This is a genomic window from [Bacillus] selenitireducens MLS10 (assembly GCF_000093085.1).
GTDB lineage: Bacteria > Bacillota > Bacilli > Bacillales > Salisediminibacteriaceae > Salisediminibacterium > Salisediminibacterium selenitireducens.
Map to the genome: position 1 here is coordinate 1,541,116 of NC_014219.1, position 23,449 is coordinate 1,564,564.

Annotated in this window: 21 protein-coding genes; all 21 read left to right on the plus strand. The window is 49.6% G+C overall.

Annotated features, from left to right (window positions below; all coding sequences use genetic code 11):
* The first annotated feature begins 45 nt into the window (after window positions 1-45).
* The 21 genes from accD (at window position 46) to mqnC (ending at window position 23,416) form a co-directional block, all read left to right on the plus strand.
* On the plus strand, window positions 46-915 hold the full coding sequence (gene accD, locus BSEL_RS06985; RefSeq protein WP_013172283.1) for an acetyl-CoA carboxylase, carboxyltransferase subunit beta: 870 nt from the start codon (window positions 46-48) through the stop codon (window positions 913-915).
* Window positions 908-1,894 carry an acetyl-CoA carboxylase carboxyl transferase subunit alpha gene (accA, locus tag BSEL_RS06990; protein WP_013172284.1) on the plus strand — a complete coding sequence of 329 codons (987 nt, stop codon included), beginning with the start codon at window positions 908-910 and terminating at the stop codon, window positions 1,892-1,894. Before accD ends, accA begins: the two co-directional genes overlap by 8 nt.
* A gap of 135 nt (window positions 1,895-2,029) precedes the next feature.
* Window positions 2,030-2,989 (plus strand): 6-phosphofructokinase, encoded by a 960-nt coding sequence (pfkA, locus tag BSEL_RS06995; RefSeq protein WP_013172285.1) that lies wholly within the window; start codon window positions 2,030-2,032, stop codon window positions 2,987-2,989.
* A gap of 130 nt (window positions 2,990-3,119) precedes the next feature.
* Window positions 3,120-4,874, plus strand: coding sequence for a pyruvate kinase (gene pyk, locus BSEL_RS07000; RefSeq protein ID WP_041582343.1), 1,755 nt, complete (start codon window positions 3,120-3,122; stop codon window positions 4,872-4,874).
* A gap of 88 nt (window positions 4,875-4,962) precedes the next feature.
* Window positions 4,963-5,376 carry an FxsA family protein gene (locus tag BSEL_RS07005; RefSeq protein ID WP_013172287.1) on the plus strand — a complete coding sequence of 138 codons (414 nt, stop codon included), beginning with the start codon at window positions 4,963-4,965 and terminating at the stop codon, window positions 5,374-5,376.
* Window positions 5,377-5,414: 38 nt separating this feature from the next.
* Window positions 5,415-5,885, plus strand: a complete 471-nt coding sequence (locus BSEL_RS07010) for a DUF441 domain-containing protein (RefSeq protein ID WP_013172288.1) — start codon at window positions 5,415-5,417, stop codon at window positions 5,883-5,885.
* A gap of 349 nt (window positions 5,886-6,234) precedes the next feature.
* Window positions 6,235-7,350: a citrate synthase gene (citZ, locus tag BSEL_RS07015; RefSeq protein WP_013172289.1), complete on the plus strand. Its 1,116-nt coding sequence runs from the start codon at window positions 6,235-6,237 to the stop codon at window positions 7,348-7,350.
* Between the two features lie 139 nt (window positions 7,351-7,489).
* Complete coding sequence (gene icd / locus BSEL_RS07020) at window positions 7,490-8,755, plus strand: NADP-dependent isocitrate dehydrogenase (RefSeq protein WP_013172290.1); 1,266 nt, start codon at window positions 7,490-7,492, stop codon at window positions 8,753-8,755.
* A gap of 103 nt (window positions 8,756-8,858) precedes the next feature.
* On the plus strand, window positions 8,859-9,794 hold the full coding sequence (gene mdh, locus BSEL_RS07025; RefSeq protein WP_013172291.1) for a malate dehydrogenase: 936 nt from the start codon (window positions 8,859-8,861) through the stop codon (window positions 9,792-9,794).
* A gap of 51 nt (window positions 9,795-9,845) precedes the next feature.
* Entirely contained in the window at window positions 9,846-10,322 is a 477-nt protein-coding gene (locus BSEL_RS07030) for a MaoC/PaaZ C-terminal domain-containing protein (RefSeq protein WP_013172292.1), read from the plus strand.
* A gap of 281 nt (window positions 10,323-10,603) precedes the next feature.
* On the plus strand, window positions 10,604-11,320 hold the full coding sequence (locus tag BSEL_RS07035; RefSeq protein WP_013172293.1) for a response regulator transcription factor: 717 nt from the start codon (window positions 10,604-10,606) through the stop codon (window positions 11,318-11,320).
* The gene (gene pnpS, locus BSEL_RS07040; protein ID WP_013172294.1) at window positions 11,313-13,106 is read left to right on the plus strand and encodes a two-component system histidine kinase PnpS; all 1,794 of its coding nucleotides are present in this window, start codon (window positions 11,313-11,315) and stop codon (window positions 13,104-13,106) included. Before BSEL_RS07035 ends, pnpS begins: the two co-directional genes overlap by 8 nt.
* Window positions 13,107-13,367: 261 nt before the next feature.
* Complete coding sequence (gene polA / locus BSEL_RS07045) at window positions 13,368-16,004, plus strand: DNA polymerase I (RefSeq protein ID WP_013172295.1); 2,637 nt, start codon at window positions 13,368-13,370, stop codon at window positions 16,002-16,004.
* Window positions 16,005-16,043: 39 nt separating this feature from the next.
* A complete protein-coding gene (mutM, locus tag BSEL_RS07050) occupies window positions 16,044-16,904 on the plus strand; it encodes a DNA-formamidopyrimidine glycosylase (protein ID WP_013172296.1) in 861 nt (286 codons plus the stop codon).
* Window positions 16,901-17,503, plus strand: a complete 603-nt coding sequence (coaE, locus tag BSEL_RS07055; protein WP_013172297.1) for a dephospho-CoA kinase — start codon at window positions 16,901-16,903, stop codon at window positions 17,501-17,503. The genes mutM and coaE overlap by 4 nt, the downstream gene beginning before the upstream one ends.
* A gap of 197 nt (window positions 17,504-17,700) precedes the next feature.
* The gene (locus tag BSEL_RS07060; protein WP_013172298.1) at window positions 17,701-18,729 is read left to right on the plus strand and encodes a glyceraldehyde-3-phosphate dehydrogenase; all 1,029 of its coding nucleotides are present in this window, start codon (window positions 17,701-17,703) and stop codon (window positions 18,727-18,729) included.
* A gap of 123 nt (window positions 18,730-18,852) precedes the next feature.
* Window positions 18,853-19,266 carry a hypothetical protein gene (locus BSEL_RS07065; protein WP_013172299.1) on the plus strand — a complete coding sequence of 138 codons (414 nt, stop codon included), beginning with the start codon at window positions 18,853-18,855 and terminating at the stop codon, window positions 19,264-19,266.
* A gap of 17 nt (window positions 19,267-19,283) precedes the next feature.
* Complete coding sequence (nrdR, locus tag BSEL_RS07070; protein WP_013172300.1) at window positions 19,284-19,754, plus strand: transcriptional regulator NrdR; 471 nt, start codon at window positions 19,284-19,286, stop codon at window positions 19,752-19,754.
* 65 nt (window positions 19,755-19,819) lie between these two features.
* Window positions 19,820-21,265 carry a replication initiation and membrane attachment family protein gene (locus BSEL_RS07075; protein WP_013172301.1) on the plus strand — a complete coding sequence of 482 codons (1,446 nt, stop codon included), beginning with the start codon at window positions 19,820-19,822 and terminating at the stop codon, window positions 21,263-21,265.
* A complete protein-coding gene (gene dnaI, locus BSEL_RS07080) occupies window positions 21,265-22,206 on the plus strand; it encodes a primosomal protein DnaI (protein ID WP_013172302.1) in 942 nt (313 codons plus the stop codon). Before BSEL_RS07075 ends, dnaI begins: the two co-directional genes overlap by 1 nt.
* 103 nt (window positions 22,207-22,309) lie before the next feature.
* Window positions 22,310-23,416, plus strand: coding sequence for a cyclic dehypoxanthinyl futalosine synthase (mqnC, locus tag BSEL_RS07085; protein ID WP_013172303.1), 1,107 nt, complete (start codon window positions 22,310-22,312; stop codon window positions 23,414-23,416).
* Window positions 23,417-23,449 lie beyond the last annotated feature (33 nt).

Sequence of the window (23,449 nt, forward strand, 5' to 3'; positions counted from 1 at the left end):
AACCATCTAAATATTATACTTAACACTATTAAAAGAGGTGATTTCGTGATTAAAGGATTTTTCAGTAAGAGAAAGAAGTATGCCACGATCCCGTCAAGGAATGGAAAGAAGGATATTCCCGAAGGATTGATGAGTAAGTGTCCGTCATGCAAGACCATTACCTATGCCAAAGAGCTGCGGAATCATCTCTTCGTCTGTGAAAGCTGTGATTACCATCACCGCATCGGTTCGAGTGACCGGATTGCATTCACACTTGATGAGGGTTCCTTTCAAGCATTTAACGAAGATCTGGTCGCCAAAAATCCACTTGATTTCCCCGGATATACGGAAAAATCCAAAGCAGACCGTGAAAAGAGCGGTCTGAACGAAGCGGTCCGAACAGGAAAAGGGACCATTGACGGAAAGCCGGTAATAGTTGCGATTATGGACGCGGGTTTTCGTATGGGCAGCATGGGTTCCGTCGTCGGTGAGAAAATTACCCGTGCCATTGAGACCGCTGTTGAGGACGGCGTTCCATTTATTCTGTTTTCCGCTTCCGGAGGAGCGAGAATGCAAGAGGGTGTTCTCAGTTTGATGCAGATGGCCAAGACAAGCACAGCGCTGAATCAGCTTCGTAATAAAGGCCTTCTGTATGTCAGTGTAATGACCGATCCGACGACAGGAGGCGTTTCAGCCAGTTTTGCATCCCTTGGGGATATCAATCTTGCAGAGCCGGGTGCCTTGATCGGCTTTGCCGGCAGGCGGATTATTGAACAGACGATCCGGGAAAAACTTCCTGATGATTTCCAGACGGCGGAATTCCTGCTTGAGCACGGTCAGCTCGATAAAGTCGTTCACAGAAAAGAAATGAAAGCCACACTGTCCACGATCTTAAAGCTTCATGAACCAACGGAAGGGGCGGAGTCCAATGCCTGAAGAATTGCCGTTCGAGAAACCGATCATCGAACTGCGGAATAAAATTGCAGAACTGAAGAATTTCACTGCAGAAAAGGAAATCGATCTGTCAGGAGAAATCAGCAAGCTTGAAAAAAGGCTCGTGCAGCTTGAAGAAGACATTTATGGAAATATGGAGCCGTGGGACCGGGTGCAGATTGCCCGACTCAGCCAGAGGCCGACCACACTTGATTACCTCGATCTTCTTTTTGATGATTTCCTTGAACTTCATGGTGACCGAAGCTATGGTGATGATGCAGCGATCGTCGGGGGTATTGCGTCTTTTGAAGGAACCCCGGTGACCGTAATCGGCCATCAGCGCGGAAGGGACACGAAAGAAAACGTCAAGCGCAACTTCGGGATGCCGCATCCGGAAGGGTACCGGAAGGCGCTCCGTCTCATGAAACAGGCTGAACAGTTTAACCGTCCTGTCATCTGTTTTATAGATACGAAGGGGGCATTCCCGGGGAAAGCCGCAGAAGAGCGTGGACAGAGCGAAGCCATTGCCCGTAATCTGATCGAAATGGCGGACTTGAAAGTCCCGGTTATCTCGATCGTTATCGGAGAGGGAGGAAGCGGCGGAGCTCTCGCCCTTGGGGTGGCTGACCGGATTTATATGCTTGAGAATGCGACGTACTCCGTCATTTCTCCTGAAGGGGCGGCGACGATCCTTTGGAAAGATGCCACCAAAGCACAGCAGGCGGCAGAGACGATGCGCATCACGGCCCCGGATCTGTACGAACTCGGCGTGATCGATGAAGTCATATCCGAGATCCGCGGCGGGGCGCACAGAAACGTAAAAGCGCAGGCTGCTTATATCCGCTCTACGCTCTCTCGAGCCCTTCGCAAACTGCGCAAATTGACGCCGGATGAGCTGATTCAGAAACGTTACGAAAAATTTAAGATTATTGGAGAATATGACCATGTAAACGGTATCAGTGCTGATACGTCTGAATCGTAATCAGCCGGCAGGTGAGCCTCAAGGGTTCAGGACGTTTGAGGTCTATTGTATTTCGCGCAGGAAAGTGTTATTTTTAACACGTGTGATAAACAGCAGAACAACTAAAAACTGTAATTGATGAGGTGACTGCAAATTATGAAACGAATTGCCGTTTTAACCAGTGGTGGAGACTCACCGGGAATGAATGCAGCGATTCGGGCCGTTGTCCGAAAAGCGATCTTCCATGGTGTTGAAGTATATGGCGTCTATTATGGCTACCAGGGCCTGATTGATGGCGATATCAAGAAGCTTGAACTCGGCTCCGTCGGTGATATTATTCACCGTGGCGGAACGATCCTTTACACAGCCCGCTGTCCGGAATTTAAAGAAAAGGAAGGTCAGCTTAAGGGAATTGAAAACTTGCGTAATCTCGGCATCGAAGGCCTCGTTGTGATTGGCGGAGACGGCTCTTTCCAGGGTGCAAAGAAACTGACGGCTCACGGATTCCCGGCGATTGGTGTCCCGGGCACGATCGATAACGACATTCCGGGAACGGATTTCACGATCGGATTTGATACAGCGCTAAATACGGTCATCGATGCAATTGACAAAATCAGAGACACGGCGACTTCCCATGAACGCACGTATGTGGTTGAAGTGATGGGCCGTGACGCAGGTGATCTTGCTTTGTGGGCAGGTCTTGCTGATGGTGCAGAGACGATCATGGTCCCTGAGGTGAATGACAAGATGGAAGACATCATCGCCCGACTCAAGCGGGGACATGAACGCGGGAAGAAGCACAGTATTATTGTTGTTGCTGAAGGCGCCGGTGATGGTGTCGAAATCGGTAAACAGATTCAGGCAGAAACAAATTACGAGACGCGTGTAACGGTTCTTGGCCATATTCAGCGCGGCGGGTCTCCTACAGGGCGCGACCGGGTGTTGGCAAGCCGACTCGGTGCCCGTGCTGTTGAACTGCTTCTTGAAGGCACAGGCGGACAGGTTGTCGGCATTGAACGAAACGCGATCGTTCATCATGATATTGATGATGCCCTTGCGAAGAAACCATCGTTCGACTATGACATTTATGAACTATCAAAAGAACTATCCATCTGATTACACCGTTCGGCCATCTTTTGTTACGGAAACTGGGGCAAGCGATTGCCCTGGTTTTCGTCTGAAAAGAATATGATTCTTGCATGATTGTGATTATTTTGCACTTATATTAAGGAGGAAGATTATGACTATTCGAAAGACGAAAATTGTATGTACGATTGGACCGGCGAGTGAATCTCCGGAGAAACTGACCCAGCTGATTGATGCGGGCATGAACGTGGCGAGACTGAACTTTTCCCATGGTGATTTTGATGAGCACGGTGCACGCATTAAATCGATCCGTGAAGCTTCTGAAAAAGCTGGCAAGAGCGTTGCCATTTTACTCGATACAAAGGGACCTGAAATCCGTACACAAACGCTTGAAGGCGGCATCGCAGAACTCGAGAAAGGCAAAACTGTCCGAGTTTCGATGGAAGAAGTGGTCGGGAATGCTGACCGTATTTCTGTCACCTATCCAGGGCTTGTGAACGATGTTCACGTCGGCTCGACACTCTTGCTCGACGATGGTCTGATTGAACTGAGAGTCACTGCCATTGAAGACAAAGAGCTCGTGACGGAAGTGGTTAACTCCGGCACATTGAAAAACAAAAAAGGTGTAAACGTACCGAACGTCAGCGTAAACCTGCCGGGGATTACGGAAAAAGACGCCAATGATATCGTATTCGGTATTGAACAGGATGTTGATTTTATCGCTGCCTCCTTCGTTCGAAGAGCGTCTGACGTTCATGAAATCCGTGAACTTCTTGAAAAGCACGGTGCTGAGCATATTCAGATCATTCCAAAGATCGAGAACCAGGAAGGCGTCGACAACATCGAAGAAATTCTTGAAGTGTCCGACGGCCTGATGGTTGCCCGTGGTGACCTCGGTGTTGAAATTCCGGCTGAAGATGTGCCGCTCGTTCAAAAAGATCTGATCAAAAAGTGCAACCAGATCGGAAAGCCCGTCATCACGGCTACGCAAATGCTTGACAGCATGCAGCGTAACCCGCGTCCAACCCGCGCTGAAGCGAGTGATGTTGCGAACGCGATCTTTGACGGCACAGATGCGATCATGCTGTCCGGTGAGACGGCGGCAGGGGATTACCCTTATGAATCCGTGACTACGATGGCAAACATTGCCCTGAAAACGGAATCAGCTCTCAAATACCGTGATATTCTCCGTAAGAAATCAAAGGAAATCGAAAATACCGTAACGGATGCCATCAGTCAGTCTGTGTCCCACACAGCATTGAACCTGCACGCATCTGCCATTGTAACTGCCACTCAAAGCGGTCATACAGCACGGATGATCTCCAAGTACCGTCCGGAAGCGCCGATTGTAGCCGTTACAAGCAGCAGTCGCGTCAACCGCGCGTTGGCACTCGTTTGGGGTGTGCATCCTCGCACGGGTCCTCAGGTGAACTCCACGGACGAAATGCTTCGTCTGTCCGTTGAAGAAGCGCAGAAGACCGGTCTTGTGAATAATGGCGACCTCGTTGTCATCACTGCAGGGGTGCCGGTCGGTGAATCCGGAACGACGAACATGATGAAAGTACAGCTTGTCGGTGAAGTGGCTGCACGCGGCCAGGGAATTGGACGCCGATCCAAAGCCGGTAAAGTCGTGGTCGCAAAGACTGGCGCAGAAGCGGTGTCAAAAGTGACGGAAGGCGATATTCTGATCACTTCCTCAACGGATAAAGACATGATGGACGCTTTTGAGAAAGCGGGCGCTGTCATTACTGAATCCGGCGGTTTGACTTCACATGCAGCCGTTGTCGGTCTAAACCTCGGAATCCCGGTTATTGTCGGCGTAGATCAGGCCACAACGCTCTTTAACGACGGAGACGAAGTGACCGTTGATGCTCAGCAAGGAAAGATTTACAAAGGCCAGGCATCTATCTTATAATTAAGCAGAGTGAAAGAATGAGAGGGGTCATCCCCTCTCATTTTCTGATACAATGGACGTTTTTTCGATCCGGGAAAGGGTGAATGAAATGGGAAAACTGTTGCTCTTGCTGTTAATTATCGTTCCCGCTCTAGAGATCGGTGTACTGATTCTTTCAGGGAATACGATCGGGGTGATCCCGACGATTCTGCTGATCATATTGACAGGTTTATTAGGAGCTGCCCTTGCAAAGAAAGAAGGGTTAAATGCGATACGCACAGCGCAGATGCAGGCTGCCCAAGGCCAGGTACCTGGATCGGTGCTGTTGGATGGGGTATGCATACTCGTCGGTGGTGTCGTACTTCTGACTCCGGGATTTATTACCGATGCTCTCGGTTTCTTGCTTCTGATTCCACAGACGCGTGCTGTCTTTAAAGGCTTCTTGCAAAAAATGGTTCATCATATGGTGAGGAACGGGACTGCTGTATACGTGTCAAATAATCGTTGGAACAGACGCCCCTGAAGACATATAATCTCAATGAACAGTGAAAGGAATACGTTATGGCTCACAGTACTCTCTTTATGCTGATTCTTCTCGCCATCGGTCTGTTTGCGAAGAATCAGGCATTAATCATTGCCGTCGTTGTACTCCTTACTATCCGCTGGGTGGGGCTTGGCGACAAACTTCTTCCAGTTATCCAAACAAAAGGAATCAATGTTGGCGTGACGATTATTACAATTGCTGTGCTGGTCCCCATAGTAACCGGGGAAATCGGCTTTCGGGATCTTCAGGAAGCGCTCAAGTCATCTTATGCGTGGATTGCCCTGTTTTCAGGCATTTTTGTGGCGGTCATCGCAGCAAACGGTATTGAACTCCTCCAGACTGATCCTCATATTACCGTGGCACTCGTTGCAGGAACGATACTTGCTGTCGCCGTATTTAACGGTGTTGCCGTCGGTCCTCTGATCGGCGCGGGAATTGCCTATCTGGCCATGAAAGTCGCAGAAATGTTCTCATCCATTGGCGGGTGAGGACTTTTTCTGTTTGGTTATTAAGCTGTGAAGGAAAAGTGAAAAAGTAAACGGAATCATCTGAATATTGATTTCTTTGAAAATTTAACGTTCACAAAATTGTGAGAAATGGTATAATAGGAACTGAGTGATGCGACATACATAGAGCGTTCACTTTCGTTATTTCTTCTGATGATTTTCGTAACCGCTTACGCTTGACGAAAGTTTACAGACGTTTGATGTAGGGAAAAGGGGGATGTAATGTTTTCCTGAAATAGTAATTGAGGATTGAGTGATGCTTCATTCGGTTTATGGCGGTTACCACACATTCGGAGAGGCGAACGATATTTCTTTGCAAAGGAGAGGTAGCATGAGTACAACTAAGGGATTAGAAGGTGTTGTCGCGACAACATCCAGTGTCAGCTCGATTATCGATGATGTCCTGACGTATCGCGGATACAACATCGACGATTTGGCAGACCACGCAAGTTTTGAAGAGGTTGTCTATCTGCTGTGGAATGAAAAGCTGCCGACAAAGCAGGAACTGGATACCTTCAAAAAAGAGCTGGCCGAGGTTTCTGCTGTTCCTGATGAAGTCATCAATCAAATGCGAACATATCCGATTGATCAGGTTCATCCTATGGCAGCGCTTCGTACAGCAGTCTCTAACCTGGCGTTATTCGACGAGGAAGCAGACTCGCATGATGAGGATGCCAACCGTCGCAAAGCGCTGAAACTCCAGGCTCAGTTACCAACCATCGTAGCTGCATTCGCAAGGGTGCGGCAGGGGAAGGATCCGGTAGCACCAAAGCAGGAGCTTAGTTATGCGGCAAATTTTCTGTATATGCTTAACGGGGAAGAGCCTGACGAAACGTCTGTTAAGGCGATTGACAAAGCGCTTGTGCTTCATGCAGACCATGAATTAAATGCATCGACGTTCACCTCACGTGTCTGCGTGGCGACGCTCTCTGATATGTATTCCGGGATCACCGCAGCCATAGGCGCATTGAAAGGTCCGCTTCACGGCGGGGCGAATGAACGCGTGATGGCGATGCTGAGTGAGATTGAAACCGTTGAGAACGCAGAGCCTTATATTAAGGAGGCTCTTGCAAACAAAGTGAAGATCATGGGCTTTGGTCACCGTGTATACAAAAACGGCGATCCGCGTGCCAAGCACCTGAAAGAAATGTCGAGACAGATGACGGAGATTACAGGTGAGAGCAAATGGTATGACATGAGTGTGAAAGTTGACGAGATTGTCACCGGCGAAAAGGGACTTCTGCCAAACGTGGACTTCTATTCAGCGAGTGTATACCACAGTCTTGGTATTGATCATGATCTGTTCACACCGATTTTTGCCGTCAGCCGTGTTTCCGGCTGGATTGCGCATATTCTCGAGCAGTATTCAAACAACCGGCTGATCCGTCCGCGTGCAGAATACGTGGGTCCTGATAAACAGAGCTGGATACCAATCGAGAAGCGTTGATAATATCAGGTTATGGGCAGATGTCGCCATCTGCCCTGACCATAGATAAATCCGGATGATTCCGATATATCCGGTCAGTTTCATGTGCCCGGAAACCGTCCGGCACAGGAATTGAAATGACTACTGGGAGGTTTTTGTAATGGCAGGAGAAAAGATTACAGTAAACAATGGAGAGTTGAACGTACCTGATGAGCCGATTATTCCTTATATTGAAGGTGACGGCATTGGTCCCGACATTTGGAAGGCTGCATCCCGCGTGATTGAAGCAGCCGTTGAAAAAGCATATGACGGCAAGAAAAAAATCCACTGGACGGAGGTGCTCGCCGGCGAGAAGGCGCACACACAGACCGGTGAATGGCTTCCGGAAGAGACGCTCGATAAGATCCGTGAGTATTATATCGGCATCAAAGGGCCATTGACGACACCAATCGGAGGCGGTTTTCGCTCTTTGAACGTAGCACTCCGTCAGGAACTCGATCTGTACGCGTGTGTCCGTCCTGTGCGCTGGTTTGAAGGGGTTCCTTCACCGGTAAAGAAGCCGGAAGACACGGATATGGTTATTTTCCGTGAGAACTCTGAAGACATCTATGCAGGTATTGAGTATCAGGAAGGCACACCTGAAGCGAAGAAGCTGATCGATTTCCTTCAAAACGAAATGGGTGCAACGAAGATCCGTTTTCCTGAAACATCAGGTATCGGTGTGAAGCCGATTTCGAGAGAAGGTACAGAGCGTCTTGTACGCGCTGCTATTCTGTTTGCCATCGAGGATAATCGTAAGAGTGTCACGATTGTGCATAAAGGAAATATCATGAAATTCACAGAAGGAGCGTTCAAGAACTGGGGTTATGAACTGGCTGAACGTGAATTCGGAGATAAGGTCTTTACATGGGCTGAATACGACCGCATCGTAGAAGAAAAAGGTAAGGAAGCGGCAAACGAAGCGCAGTCCAAAGCGGAAGCTGAAGGCAAAATCATTGTCAAAGATGCGATTGCGGATATCTTCTTGCAACAGATTTTGACCCGTCCAAAAGAATTTGATGTCGTGGCGACGATGAATCTGAACGGTGACTATGTTTCCGATGCCCTCGCGGCACAGGTTGGCGGAATCGGGATCGCACCTGGTGCGAATATCAACTATGACACCGGTCATGCGATCTTTGAAGCAACACACGGTACGGCACCAAAGTATGCAGGAATGGATAAGGTAAATCCTTCTTCTGTACTGCTGAGTGGTGTGCTGATGCTCCGTCACCTCGGCTGGGTTGAAGCCGCGGATATGATTGAAGCATCCATGGACAAAACGATCGGCAGTAAGACTGTCACGTATGACTTCGCCCGTCTGATGGATGGTGCGACAGAAGTGAAATGTTCAGAGTTTGGGGATGCTCTGATCAATAATCTCTGATTTGAGGAGGCAGTGACCGGAATTCGATAAGGGTTCCGGTCATCACCGTAAAAGTAATGAAAGCGTTTTACATTCTGAAGTCAAGGAAAGGGAGCGATGAACGATGGCAATTAAACGACGCAAAATTACTGTAGTCGGCGGGGGATTTACAGGTACAACCACAGCACTCATGACTGCACAGAAAGAACTCGGGGATGTTGTACTGATTGATATTCCGAAGATGGAGGATCCGACAAAAGGGAAAGCCCTGGATATGATGGAAGCGAGTCCTGTCCAGGGGTTTGACAGCAAAATCACCGGTACAAGCGATTACAAGGATACAGCCGGGTCGGACATCGTCGTGATTACAGCGGGGATCCCGAGAAAACCGGGAATGAGCCGCGATGATCTTGTCAGCACGAACGCAGGCATCATGAAGAGCGTGACGCAGGAAATCGTCAAATATTCACCGGACTGCTATATTATTGTCCTGACAAATCCGGTTGATGCCATGACGTATACCGTTTTTAAAGAGTCCGGCTTCCCGAAAAACCGCGTAATCGGCCAGTCCGGTGTTCTTGACACGGCCCGTTTTAATACATTCGTTGCCGAAGAGTTGAATGTCTCGGTTGAAGACGTTACAGGCTTTGTTCTTGGCGGACATGGGGACGATATGGTACCGATGCTCCGATACAGCTTTGCAGGCGGGATTCCCCTTGAGAAGCTGATCGATAAAGAGCGCCTTGAGGCCATCGTTGAAAGAACGCGGAAAGGCGGCGGAGAAATCGTCAACCTGCTCGGCAACGGCAGCGCCTATTATGCGCCGGCTGCTTCGATCGTGCAGATGGTGGAAGCCATCCTGAAAGACAAGAAACGGATACTGCCTACGATCGCCTACCTTGAAGGAGAATACGGCTACAGTGACCTGTATCTTGGTGTGCCGACCGTTATTGGTGGAGACGGCATTGAGCAGGTGTTCGAACTCGATCTCAATGACGATGAAAAAGCGGCACTCGACAAGTCTGTGGCATCGGTCAAAAAGGTGATGGAAATTCTCTGATGCATAATCAGCGGCGACACCCGTTCAAAGGGGAAAGAAGGAGGATTCAGCATGTTCCAAAAACGTAAAATAGGCAAAACCATTGATCAGCTTGAAAAGGGAGATACCTATGAAACGGAAGTGGAGCTGACAGACAAAGATATCCTGCTTTATCTTGGTCTCTCGGATGATGCGAACCCGATTTACATTCAGCACGATTATGCGTCAAGAACCCCTTACGGGAAACCGGTTGTGCCGCATATCATGCTGACAGGCATCATTTCCTCTGCGATATCGATGGAACTTCCCGGACCAGGGAGCTATATTCAGGATCAGCAGCTTACCTATCCGAAGCCACTGTATCATTATGGTCTTTTGAAGGTGCATCTCGAAGTCATGGATGTGGACACGGATAATCACCTCGTTATCATTGGGGTGAACGGCTATGACCGTGATGACGAGGAAGTGGTCCGCGGATCTTTCAAAGTGAATCCGGCTTACCCATGGAAACCGGTGACGCAGGATAAGGACAACTTTGAGAATTTCTGATCAGAGAAGCTGTATAACAGGTCATGTAAAAACCGGGCCCCCGGACAATCGGGCCCGGTTTTTTGCATGCTTTTTGTTCTCTTGCAGGCAGGTTTCACGTCATTAAAGACATCCTGAGTCCTTCCAATGGAGGTTTTGGCCAATGAGATTTGGCGAAAAGCCGGGTATAATAATGGAACATGAAGCGGTGAAAGTTGAGGATAGGATGTGTCCCTGTTTTGTAGTATGATAGACGAAGAAGTACACATGTTCAGGGGAAATGATATCTGGAGGAGATAAGCATGACACAACGAATATTAATCGTGGATGATGAAGAATCCATTTTAACACTGCTGCAGTATAATCTCGATCAGGCAGGGTTTGAAACCGTCACCGCAGAGGATGGCAAGACGGCGTATGATCTCGCGGCGGATGACAGTTTTGATCTTATTGTTCTTGATCTGATGCTCCCTGAAATGGACGGGCTTGAAGTATGTAAATCCCTTCGCCAGCTGAAGGTGTCGACACCGATTCTCATGCTGACGGCGAAGGATGATGAATTTGATAAGGTCCTCGGACTCGAGCTCGGTGCTGACGATTATTTGACGAAGCCCTTCAGTCCGAGAGAAGTCGTTGCCCGGGTGAGAGCGATCCTCAGGAGGTCGGCTGTCCCGAAACAGGATAAAAAAGAGGAACCGGAAACCTCAAAAGTCATTCTCGGTGATGTGCATATTTATCCGGAGAACTATGAGATCTTTTTGCATGATGAACCATTGGAACTGACACCAAAAGAATTCGAACTGCTTTTGTATTTGACGAATCATCCAGGCAGGGTTCTGACGAGGGATCAGCTGTTGAATGCCGTGTGGAATTACGAGTTTGTGGGTGACACCCGCATCGTCGATGTTCACATCAGTCACCTGAGGGAGAAAATCGAACCGAATACGAAGAAGCCGGTCTACATCAAAACCGTCCGTGGACTCGGTTATAAACTGGAGATGCCGTTACGCCATGAATAGTTATCGCGTGCGGCTTCTCGTGCCGCTTTCAGTTATTATTATCGCTGTACTTGTTGGTCTCGGGGCAATCCTGGGCCCTTTTTTCAAGGATTTTTATGTGGAAAGAATGCAAGACCGGATCGCAAAAGAGACCGAGGTTGTTGTCTACCACTTGGCCCGGGTGGATTTTGACGATGGTGATTTGTTACAAACGGAATCCGAGGCACTTGCAGACCGTTTGGATGTCCGTGTCACCGTGATGGATTCGGAGGGTACGGTCCTTTCTGATACATCGGCAGACCCGAATCAGATGGATAATCACCTGAATCGTCCGGAAATCCAGGCTGTGATCAACGAGATATCCGGAAGAGAAATCCGTTTCAGTGATACGGTTAATAGCGAGCTGCTCTATTTTGCCATGAGTGCGGAGAACGGAGACGGATTTGTCCGTCTTGGGGTGCCGATGGATGAGTTGGATGACGTGTACCGCAATATCTGGGCACTATTATTTGTCTCGTTTCTCGTTGCGTTTGTGGTGATTTTGATCCTGACGTCCCGACTGACCAATCAGATGATCAAACCAATCGAAGACGCAAGGCGTGTCGCCAATGAGCTTGCCAAAGGAAACTTTTCGGCCAGGACGTACGAAGGGACAAATTTTGAAACGGGGGAACTGAACCGCTCCATCAATGTCCTTGCGAAGAATCTGATGCAGATTACGCGGACGTATGAGAGCCAGCAGGAGCGCCTCGAGACCTTGATTGAGAACATGGGGAGCGGGCTGATTCTCATCAATGATACAGGCGATATTTTGCTTGTGAATCATTCCTGCGATGCAATTTTCCAGGAGGATACAGCGAAATGGCCAGGTTCTCTCTATTATCAGGTGATCAAGAATAAAAAAATCAACACGTTCATCCAAAAGGTTTTTTTAACTGAGGAACGTAAGCGCAGGCAGATCAGTCTCGCATCAGGGATTTACATGCACCACTACGATGTGCACGGTGCACCGATTATTGCATCCGACGGGGATCTGAAGGGCATTGTCCTCGTCTTTCATGACATCACTGAACTGAAGAAGCTCGAGAAAGCGAGAAAGGATTTCGTTGCGAATGTGTCGCACGAGTTAAAGACCCCGGTCACGTCACTGAAAGGGTTCACGGAGACCCTCCTTGAAGGAGCGGTGAACGATGACGAACTGCGTATGAAGTTTTTGCGGATTATTGCAAATGAATCAGACCGGCTTGAGACGCTGATTTTTGAACTTCTGGAGTTGTCGAGAATAGAGGGGGAAGCCTTCTCACTGAACTGGCAGACGGTCGACATCGAACCGCTTATTGACGAAGTTTTCGATATGCTTGGTGAGAAAGCCTCGGCCAAGCAGATGACGATTGAAAAGAAGATCTCGGGCAGTCCGATTCTTGCCGGTGAAGGGGCAAGAATCAAGCAAATCCTGATCAACCTCATCAACAATGCCATCGTCTATACGCACGAGGGAGGTACAATTACGGTGAGGGTGAAAGAACAGGCTGAGCAGGTCGTCCTCGAGGTGGAAGACACGGGAATCGGCTTGAGTAAAAAAGAGATCCCCCGCATATTTGAACGGTTTTACCGGGTCGACAGGGCAAGAAGCCGAAATTCAGGAGGAACCGGTCTCGGACTCGCCATTGTCAAACACCTGGCTGAAGCCCACCGCGCAAAGCTGTCCGTGGACAGTGAACCCGGCAAAGGAACAACGTTCCGCATTGCATTTTTAAAACACACGCCGGACGGACTGGATCAGGGAGACGAATTTACAAAAGATTAACACGGGCTACATATCCTGTTTACATTTCACTTGTATACTGCAGTTGTGTACTTCCTTAAGGGCTTCCCTTACCAAGAACCCCTTATGTACATCATCATGAGAAACGGTGGCCCCCCTGAGCCGCCGTTTCTTTCTGTTTTTCAAGAAACATCAAAGCAGTCAGCCATTCATAAGGACGGCGATCCAGGTGTGTCCGTTTTTCTTTTCTTCGGAAAGTGGTAAAATAAAACGGAGTCCGAGGAAAATGAGGAGTGGATAGACATGAATAAGCTGGTCTTGATTGACGGGAACAGTATTGCATACAGAGCGTTCTTTGCCCTGCCGCTGTTAAACACAGACAAGGGTGTGTATACCAACGCTGTATACGGGTTTACAACCATGCTTCTGAAAGTGCTCGAAGAACAAAAGCCGACTCATCTTATGGTGGCTTTTGATGCCGGCAAATCCACTTTCAGGCACGAAACGTTTAAAGAATATAAAGGAAAGCGGGAAAAAACACCCCCGGAGCTTGCGGAGCAGCTGCCGGTGATGCGCGATTTACTGAAGGCGTTCAATATCGACCACGTGGAACTGACGAATTACGAAGCGGATGATATTATCGGAACGCTTGCCACACAGGTAAAAGGCAAGGAAGACTGGGACGTACATATTTATACAGGTGATAAGGATCTCCTTCAGCTTGTTAACGGACAGACGACGGTTCACTTGACGAAAAAAGGCATCACGAATGTGGACACCTATCAGGTGAAGGATATCGATGAACGCTACGGTCTGAAACCGGAACAGATCATCGATATGAAAGGACTCATGGGAGACAGCAGTGACAACATTCCGGGCGTTCCGGGCGTCGGCGAGAAGACGGCGCTGAAGCTTTTGAAGGAACACGGCTCCGTTGAGGAAGTCTATCAGCATCTTGATGAAGTCTCAGGGAAAAAACTGAAAGAGAAGCTGGAAGCGAATGAAGAGCAGGCGCTGATGAGTAAGCAGCTGGCGACGATTTTTCTTGAAGTCCCCCTCGAGATCAAACCGGATGACCTCAAACGGGGTGAACCGGATCAGGCGGCTTTGTCATCCCTGTTTAAAGAACTCGAATTCCAATCTCTCCTTTCCCGAATCGGGGAAGAGGAGGAAGAGAAGGTCGACATGGAAGACCTGCCTGTTACCCGTCTGTCCAGTGACAACCCTCTCGAGAACAAGCATCTTGTATCGCCGTCTGCACTGTATGTGGAGATGCTTGAGGAAAATTACCATCAGGGTTCGATCATCGGGGTCGCCATTGCCAACGAGACAGGCATCTATTATGTGGAAGCCGAAGAAGCCCTTACGAGCGATGTGTTCAAAAAATGGGCGGAAGATGATCAAAAAGAAATCTACACCTTTGATGCCAAACGGACGGTCGTTGCGCTAGGCTGGGCCGGTATTGACCTGAGTAATACGACGTTCGATATTCAGATGGCGTCTTATCTGATCGATCCGGCCTCAGGCAGTCATGAAATCGCCGATATTGCCAATCGGAAAAACGGCATCCAGGTTCAGACAGACGAAGCCGTTTACGGAAAGGGCAAAAAGCAGGCGATCCCTGAAGCGGAGGAGCTGAGCCAGCATCTCGGACGAAAAGCGGCAGCAATTCTTGATCTTAAGAAAAATCTTGAACAAGAGCTTCGGGATAACCGTCAGTGGGAACTGTTTCAGGATCTTGAGATGCCTTTGTCCGTTATCCTTGGCCGTATGGAAGCGAATGGGGTATCCGTTGATCAGCAGGAACTCGAGACGATCGGCAAAGACCTGACAGAGCGGCTTGCTAAGCTCGAACAGCAGATCTATGAAGCTGCGGGACAGTCGTTTAACATCAATTCACCGAAGCAGCTGGGGAAAGTCCTCTTTGAGGATCTTGGGTTGCCTGTTCTGAAGAAAACCAAAACGGGCTATTCCACCTCTGCGGATGTATTGGAAAAGCTGAAAGGGGAACATGACGTTATTGATCACATCCTCTTTTACCGTCAGCTCGGCAAGCTGAATTCGACATATATCGAAGGGCTCCTGAAGGTGATTCACCCGAAAACGGGTAAGATTCATACGATCTTCAACCAGGCCGTCACGCAGACCGGACGGCTCAGTTCCACGGAACCGAACCTGCAGAACATCCCTGTCCGCCTCGAAGAAGGCAGAAAGATCCGTCGTGCGTTTGTCCCATCAAAACCGGGATCAAAACTCTTCGCGGCAGACTATTCACAGATCGAGCTCCGGGTACTCGCGCATATCTCAAAAGATGAGAATCTCATCAGCGCTTTCCAGGAAGGGATGGATATTCATACGAAAACGGCAAGCGATGTATTCGGCGTCAAAGGCAATGAAGTGACGGCTGAAATGCGCCGGACGGCCAAAGCGGTCAATTTCGGGATCGTCTATGGCATCAGTGACTACGGCCTGTCCCAAAATCTCGGGATCTCGAGGAAGAAGGCGCAAACCTTTATCGACAAGTATTTTGAGAGTTATCCCGGCGTTAAAACCTATATGGAAGATATCGTGGCCGAGGCCCGTGAACAGGGCTATGTGACCACGATGCTGCAAAGAAGACGCTATCTGCCGGATTTGACAAGCCGGAACTTCAATCAGCGGAGTTTTGCAGAACGAACGGCAATGAACACCCCGATCCAGGGCTCAGCGGCAGATATTATCAAAAAAGCCATGGTTGATATGGCAACGGAACTTGAGCGTCAGAACCTCAAATCCGTGATGCTGCTTCAGGTGCACGATGAACTGATTTTCGAAGTCCCTGAAGATGAGATTGAAACGATGGAGAAGCTTGTGAAAGACGTTATGGAATCCACCATTGAACTCAATGTGCCGCTGATTACCGACATGGCAACAGGTGATACATGGTACGATGCGAAATAATGGCAATCAATCCGTTTTGTGAAGGAAAGGAAGACAATCATGCCTGAGTTACCGGAAGTGGAAACCGTCCGTCAGACGCTGACGGAACTTCTGATTGGGAGAACCATAGAAGACGTATGGGTCGGCTGGCCCGCAATGATTAAAGAACCTGACGATGTGGAACGCTTCGCACTGATGCTGACTGGACAGACGATCCAGTCCATCGGACGAAAAGGCAAGTTCCTTAAACTGTACCTCGATGACTGTGTCCTTGTGTCCCATTTAAGGATGGAAGGGAAATATGCCCTGAAAGAGGCCGGTTCTGAGCGGTCGAAACATACGCACGTTGTGATCCGATTCACCGACGGAACGGCCCTTCACTATGCGGATGTGAGGAAGTTCGGGACGATGCATGCCTTCGTAAAGGGAACGGAAGAACAAAGGCCCCCGCTCAGTAAAGTGGGGCCGGAACCCGTCGGGAAAGACCGGATTACAGCAGACGAGCTCGGAACGAGACTGAAAAAGACGACGCGCGCTGTGAAAGCGGCGCTCCTTGACCAGTCTCTGGTGGCGGGGCTTGGGAACATCTATGTCGATGAGGCGCTGTTTCGTGCCGGAATCCATCCCGCTGTACCGGCCCATACTCTGCCGGATAAGCTGATCCCGGTGCTTCTGAGCGCGATCTCAGATACACTGCAGGAGGCAATTGATCAGGGCGGCACATCGATCCGCTCCTACGTGAACGGCAAAGGTGAAATGGGCTATTTCCAGCAACAGCTCTTTGTCTATGGCCGGACGGGTGAACCTTGCCGGAAGTGCGGCACACCCATCAGCCGATCTGTTGTCGGAGGACGCGGTACCCATACATGTGAGGTGTGCCAACCAAACAGAGTAAATCAAAAAGGGGAGAAAGAAACATGATTATCGGTCTGACCGGTGGAATAGGAACAGGAAAAAGTACGGTATCAAAGATGATGCGCGGGTTTGACTGGGTTGTCGTCGACGCAGACGTCATTGCGAGGCAGGTTGTCGAGCCGCATGAACCGGCATTCGAAGCCATTGTCGAAGCATTCGGGGATGATATTGTCAGTGAAGAAACAGGCACCATTAACCGGGAAAAGCTAGGGCGTATCGTGTTTGATGATGAGGAAAAGCGCGAACGTTTGAACAGCATTGTGCACCCGGCAGTCCGGGAAGCGATGAAGGCGGAAGCGGAGGAAGCCAAGGATTACGGGGCGGAAGTCGTCGTCATGGATATCCCCCTTTTGATTGAAAGTGACCTGTTTCACATGGTTGAAAGGACCGTTCTCGTCTATGCCCCTGAAGAGCAGCAAATCGAGCGGGTAATGGAACGGAACGGCCTCACAGAAGACGAGGTCAGAGCACGGCTCCGTGCACAACTTCCGATCGAAGAGAAAAAACAACGAGTGGATGATGTCATTGACAACAGCGGCAGCCTTGAAGAACTCGAGGCGGAAGTATCCGCCTACGTGGAGACCATTCACAATCTTCTCGCATAAGCCGTAAAACCAGCCAGTCCTTACCCAGGACTGGTTTTCTTTTTCCACAGGAGCGTTTAGCGTCGGTAATGGATAACCGGAAATCTCCAATAAAGCCTTTCTGATTTTGGTGAAAGATGAGTATGTCATTAATCGTTTAATATGTTATACTAATTAGCGACTAAAGAAACCTGAACATACTTGATGGAGGGATCAACATGATTAAAACCGCGATTAATGGCTTTGGCAGAATTGGCAGAATGGTATTCAGGCAGTTGATGGCTGATACAGAAACAGAGGTGGTGGCAGTCAATGCCACTTACCCTGTTGAAACGCTGGCGCATCTGATCCGTTATGACTCGATTCACGGCACTTGGGATGCGGATATCCGGACAGAGGGACAAAACCTGATTGTGAATGGCCGGCACGTCCGGGTCTGTCAGGAACGGAATCCGGCCCTGTTGCCATGGGGAGAGCTCGGGATTGACATCGTGGTTGAGGCGACAGGCGCTTTTACGGACCGTGACAAGGCAGCCCTTCATCTCGATGCAGGTGCAGACAAAGTGCTGATCACGGCTCCCGGTCAGGACGCGGATCTGACTATCGTGATGGGCGTGAATCATTTTGACTATGACCCTTCGGCGCACCGGATCATTTCGAATGCGTCATGCACAACGAACTGTCTTGCGCCTGTGGCAAAGGTGATTCATGATGCGTTCGGGATTGTCTCCGGTGTAATGACGACGGTGCACTCGTATACGAACGATCAGAAGAACATTGACAATCCACACAAGGATTTACGGCGCGCGAGAGCCTGTGCGACATCCATCATTCCCACATCGACGGGTGCGGCCAAAGCCATCGGGCTCGTCTTGCCGGAGCTGAAAGGCAAGATGCACGGCATGGCCCTCAGGGTGCCGACGCCGAATGTCTCCCTCGTTGATCTGGTCGTGGAGGTGCATATGCCCGTTGACCGGGATCAGGTAAACGGCGCCCTTCGTCAGGCAGCGGGCACTTCGATGAAAGGCGTCTTGAGCGTCTGTGATGATCCGCTTGTTTCAACGGATTTTAACGGGAACCCGCATTCAAGCATCGTGGACAGCCTCTCGACGATGGTCATGAACGAACATACGGTCAAAATCCTCTCCTGGTATGACAATGAGTGGGGCTATGCGTCCCGTGTCTGTGATGCGGTTCGCTATACGGCAGTTCCTAAAGAGGCCAAAACCGCCACACTCACCATGTAAACCGATCCGTCCGGATAAGCAGCGAGTCTGCCGTCCGGATTTTTCTTTTGTAATCCGGGACTGCCAATTGAAGTTCGCAGGTTTTCTTGCTATGCTTATGAGAGAAAAAAGGTGGGGTGAACCATGGGTATAAAGCAGAATTTGAAGAAGATTTTTTCAACACAGACAGAAACGACGGAAGAGCACCACGACAAACGATTTCAAACCCGGTATTACAAGGCGATGCCGGATAAAGCGATAGAAGAACTGAAGCAGATCTTTGAACGGGGGAAAGGTTTTGAGATCAGGGATTACTCGGAAGAACGGGGTGAACTGATCGTCAACGTTAAGCAGGGCAAGCGCGCCCTGATGGTCGTGACGGTGATTATGGTCCGTCCATACAGAACAGCCATTGATTTTTCCGTGGCAACAGACACGTTTTTGTTTTCGGACTTTGGCTACAGCGGCAAGATGATTGAGGTTATGTACAGCGAACTTGATCAGCGGTTGACCTATGTCGGCACAGGTCTGGCAAAAGAAATGTCAACCTTTCGCTAAAGAATGGAGATGAAGTGATGAAGTGTCCAAAATGCCAGCATAATGGGACACGCGTTCTTGATTCGCGCCCGAGTGATGAGGGACGTGCCATTCGACGGCGCCGGGAATGTGAAGAATGCGGCTATCGGTATACGACGTTTGAGCGCGTGGAACATACACCGCTTATTGTCGTCAAGAAAGACGGAAACAGGGAAGAATTCAGCCGTGAGAAGCTTCTGAGGGGACTTGTCCGGGCATGTGAAAAGCGTCCGGTGGCGCTCGAGATTCTCGAGAGGATCACCGAACAGGTCGAGCAGGACCTTCGGAATGCGGGGAAATCGGAAGTCAGCAGTGAAGAGATTGGCGAGCTTGTCATGTCAGAGCTTGTGGATGTGGATGACGTCGCCTATGTGCGCTTCGCTTCTGTCTACCGTCAGTTTAAAGATATCAACGTCTTTGTCAACGAGTTAAAAGAAATGGTTGAACGGGAACAGTCGAAGAAATCATGATGAATGGAGCCGGTTGTGCTCCATTTTTTCCGCGTTCAATAAAGGAAGCAGGAAGTGGTACAGCTATGGAACATCTCGGTAAACTGAATCCTTCATCTCCTTACCAGGCCTTTATGCGTTCAAGACTGGCCTCGGAGGACATCGAAGTGATGACGCTCCTCTATCAGCCACTGATCGGTTCGACGGCTGTTTCTTTATATTTGACGCTCGCGCACGACGCGCAGCGTTCACCCGGCCGTATCGCGGAGCGGACTCACCGCGGGCTGATGATGCTGACGGGGCAGCCTCTCGATGTCTTGTACGGTGAACGGAAGAAGCTTGAGGGGATGGGGCTTTTGAAGGTCTATAAAAAAACGGATGACGGCGAGCATTATATGATCTACAAGCTCCAGTCACCGCTGACCCCGCATCATTTTTTTCATCACGATATTTTCCCGGTTTTTCTCTTGAACAAGACGGGCGAACATATATACAAAGATCTCAGGCATCATTTTGCCGTTACGCCTCCGGATGCGACGGGGTATGAAGCGGAGACGCTGAGGTTTGACGATGTCTTCCGCTCGGTTCATCCGTCAGAGCTGAAGGTGAAATCCGCCGAATCAAAACGGGCGCTGTCCTCGACGGAGCTCTTATCGACCGTCACCGAGGCGGAAGAATCCTTTGGCTTTTCGGGGCTGGATTTTGACTACGAAACAATGCTTGACTATCTGCCGCAGTTTACGAGAATGCCAGCCGTCGAGTCTCAGCTCGTGCAGCGGGAGAACATCCGGCTCATCGAGAATCTGGTGTTTCTCTATCAGCTTGATGCAAAACAGATGGCGGAACTGATCGGCAAAGTGCTGTTGAACCGTGAGGAGATAGACTTTGTGGAACTGAGGCAGATGGCACGGGAGACGTATCAGCTGAAAGAATCCAGACAGCCCGCGGGACTTGGACTGACACTGACGCATAAGGATGCGCAGCCCGATTCCCTGAAGACCGTTACAGGAGAGCCGGCCAATGAGTATGAGGAGCGGGTTGCCTATTATGAGAACAGTTCGCCCCTCGACCAGATATCGGATTTGACCGGCGGGGCGAAGATTTTCGATGGAGACCTGAAGATCATTGATGAACTGATCTTTGATTACGCCCTGCCGCCAGGTGTCGTGAATGTCCTGATTACGTATCTGTTTCGGGAGAACGATGAGCGTCTCGTCAAAAACCTTGCTTTCAAGATCGCAAACAGCTGGAAACGAAAAGGGATTCGCACCGTTCCGCAGGCGATGAAGCAGGCGGTGGCGGATGCGAAACAAAACGAATCCTTTAAGCAGCATGCCAAAACGAAAAAGACGGACTTTTACAAGAAACCGGATCGTCAGGTGAAGAGTGAACCTGTGCCTGAGTGGATGGAGAATCCGGATTGGAACAAAGAACATGCGACGGAAGATGAGCTTGATGCAGCCCGTAAAGAAGCGGCGGAAAAGCTCGCACGTCTGAAGAAGAAGTCACGACAAAAAGGGGACGATCGTTGATGGATCCGATACAGCCAGCCTTCAAACGCTTCATTGACGGAAACTTTGAAGCGCGGTATGAGGCGCTCAAAAAAGAGACGCTCGAAGACTTCAGGGTACAGTCTTTTCTTGCTGAGCACCCTGAGTTAAAAAAGCACCTGACTGAAAACCGGATCAATGAACTCTATCAGTATCAGGATCAGCTTGGGAACTGTGACAACTGCCCGGGTCTTGAGGCCTGCCCCAATCTGATGCAGGGCTATCAGCCAAAACCGACCGTCGTTCGCGGAGATCTCGAACTGACGTATCAGCCCTGTCACCTGAAGCGAAAGGCAGATGAGCGAAAGCGTCAGGAATCGTTCATCAAAAGCCTGCACATTCCAAAAGAAATGCTCGATGTCCGTTTTGAACATTTCGAACAGGATTCAAAAGCCCGCATGGATGCGTTTAATGCAGCTCTGACGTTTGCCGAAACGGTGAACCCGGGCACAAGCAGTGAAGGATTGTATATCTATGGTCCTTTTGGCGTCGGAAAGACCTTTCTCATCGGAGCGATTGCCAATTATCTTGCCGACGAGGAGATATCCACGATGGTTCTCTACACGCCGGACTTTGTACGGGAACTGAAAAACGGGATCTCTGACGGGACGTATCAGGAGAAGCTCGAGCGGGTAATGGATGCCCCGGTCCTGATCCTTGATGATTTCGGCGCGGAGACGATGAGCAGCTGGGTACGGGATGAAGTCATCGGTGCACTTTTGCAGCACCGGATGATGGAGAAATTACCGACGATCTTCACATCGAATCTGAGTATTGACGAACTTGAAGTCCATCTGTCATCCACACATCAGAAGGGTGTGGAGAAGGTGGATGCCCTGAAGGCACAGCGGATTCTTGAGCGGATCCGCCACCAGAATCAGATCGTTGCGATGAAGGGTGAGAACAAGCGTCTCAAACGTTGAGATTGGAAAATCGAAAGAAATTTAAGCGTTTCCTGCACGTCTTTTTATTGAATATGTTAGGATGGAAGTGTAGATTTTGTGAATCAGAATGGAGGAAAACAGCATGAGTATAGATCACATTCTTGAACGTGCGCGTCAAGGTGAACGAATCTCAGTTGATGATGCAATCGCACTCTATGAGAGCGACGAAGTCGAGAAAATGGGTGAAGTGGCCAATGAAATTATGCTGAAATGGCATCCGGAGCCGATCACAACATTTGTGATTGGACGCAATGTCAATTATACAAATCTCTGTGACACGTATTGCAGATTCTGTGCCTTTTACCGTCCGCCGAATGCGAAGGACGGGTATGTACTTGATGATGAGGACATTTATCAGAAAATCCAGGAGACCAAAGATGTCGGGGGTACGGAAATTCTGATGCAGGGCGGGACAAACCCGAATCTGCCGTTTGAGTATTATACCGACCTCTTACGCAACATTAAGAAGCGCTTTGACATTACGATGCACTCCTTTTCCCCTGCGGAAATTTATAAGATGGTCGAAGTTTCCGGCAAGTCTCTTGAAGAAGTACTGATTGAACTGAAAGAGGCCGGCCTTGACTCCGTTCCCGGCGGTGGTGCCGAGATTCTCGACAACCGGACAAGAAGACGGATCAGCCGTCTGAAGGGAACATGGGAAGAATGGATTGACTGCATGAAGATGGTCAAGAAAGTCGGCATGCACGGCACAGCGACCATGGTCATCGGCTTCGGTGAAACCTATGAAGAGCGCGCTCTTCACCTGCAGCGACTGCGTGATGCGCAGGACGATGCAGACTGTTTCCTCGCGTTCATCTCCTGGACATTCCAGCCGGACAACACGGCCATGAAGGGCGAACGCGTGACGTCGCGTGAGTATTTGAAGAATACCGCGATTGCCCGAATTTTCCTCGACAATATCGCTAATTTCCAGTCGTCATGGGTAACGATGGGCGCAGAGATCGGCAAAAAGTCCCTGCATTACGGGATCAACGATTTCGGAAGCACGATGATGGAAGAGAATGTGGTCTCTTCTGCTGGTGCGACACACAAGGTCGACACCAATCTGATTCTGCGTCTGATCCGTGAAGCGGGTAAGACACCGGCTCAGCGGGACACGAAGTACAATACCCTGCGAGTCTTCAAGGAAGATGAGACCGTGGAGAACGACTTTATCATGCAAAATTGATATTTAGTGCAGCCTGGATGGTTTTTCCGGGCT

What these genes read in the sequence shown, in the direction of transcription:
- BSEL_RS07030 (WP_013172292.1), top strand. Translation starts at nt 9,846, where the DNA reads ATGTTCCAAAAACGTAAAATAGGCAAAACCATTGATCAGCTTGAAAAG.
- icd (WP_013172290.1), top strand. Translation starts at nt 7,490, where the DNA reads ATGGCAGGAGAAAAGATTACAGTAAACAATGGAGAGTTGAACGTACCT.
- polA (WP_013172295.1), top strand. Translation starts at nt 13,368, where the DNA reads ATGAATAAGCTGGTCTTGATTGACGGGAACAGTATTGCATACAGAGCG.
- citZ (WP_013172289.1), top strand. Translation starts at nt 6,235, where the DNA reads ATGAGTACAACTAAGGGATTAGAAGGTGTTGTCGCGACAACATCCAGT.
- pnpS (WP_013172294.1), top strand. Translation starts at nt 11,313, where the DNA reads ATGAATAGTTATCGCGTGCGGCTTCTCGTGCCGCTTTCAGTTATTATT.
- mqnC (WP_013172303.1), top strand. Translation starts at nt 22,310, where the DNA reads ATGAGTATAGATCACATTCTTGAACGTGCGCGTCAAGGTGAACGAATC.
- BSEL_RS07065 (WP_013172299.1), top strand. Translation starts at nt 18,853, where the DNA reads ATGGGTATAAAGCAGAATTTGAAGAAGATTTTTTCAACACAGACAGAA.
- BSEL_RS07060 (WP_013172298.1), top strand. Translation starts at nt 17,701, where the DNA reads ATGATTAAAACCGCGATTAATGGCTTTGGCAGAATTGGCAGAATGGTA.
- pfkA (WP_013172285.1), top strand. Translation starts at nt 2,030, where the DNA reads ATGAAACGAATTGCCGTTTTAACCAGTGGTGGAGACTCACCGGGAATG.
- BSEL_RS07005 (WP_013172287.1), top strand. Translation starts at nt 4,963, where the DNA reads ATGGGAAAACTGTTGCTCTTGCTGTTAATTATCGTTCCCGCTCTAGAG.
- BSEL_RS07035 (WP_013172293.1), top strand. Translation starts at nt 10,604, where the DNA reads ATGACACAACGAATATTAATCGTGGATGATGAAGAATCCATTTTAACA.
- coaE (WP_013172297.1), top strand. Translation starts at nt 16,901, where the DNA reads ATGATTATCGGTCTGACCGGTGGAATAGGAACAGGAAAAAGTACGGTA.
- mdh (WP_013172291.1), top strand. Translation starts at nt 8,859, where the DNA reads ATGGCAATTAAACGACGCAAAATTACTGTAGTCGGCGGGGGATTTACA.
- mutM (WP_013172296.1), top strand. Translation starts at nt 16,044, where the DNA reads ATGCCTGAGTTACCGGAAGTGGAAACCGTCCGTCAGACGCTGACGGAA.
- accA (WP_013172284.1), top strand. Translation starts at nt 908, where the DNA reads ATGCCTGAAGAATTGCCGTTCGAGAAACCGATCATCGAACTGCGGAAT.
- nrdR (WP_013172300.1), top strand. Translation starts at nt 19,284, where the DNA reads ATGAAGTGTCCAAAATGCCAGCATAATGGGACACGCGTTCTTGATTCG.
- BSEL_RS07010 (WP_013172288.1), top strand. Translation starts at nt 5,415, where the DNA reads ATGGCTCACAGTACTCTCTTTATGCTGATTCTTCTCGCCATCGGTCTG.
- dnaI (WP_013172302.1), top strand. Translation starts at nt 21,265, where the DNA reads ATGGATCCGATACAGCCAGCCTTCAAACGCTTCATTGACGGAAACTTT.
- BSEL_RS07075 (WP_013172301.1), top strand. Translation starts at nt 19,820, where the DNA reads ATGGAACATCTCGGTAAACTGAATCCTTCATCTCCTTACCAGGCCTTT.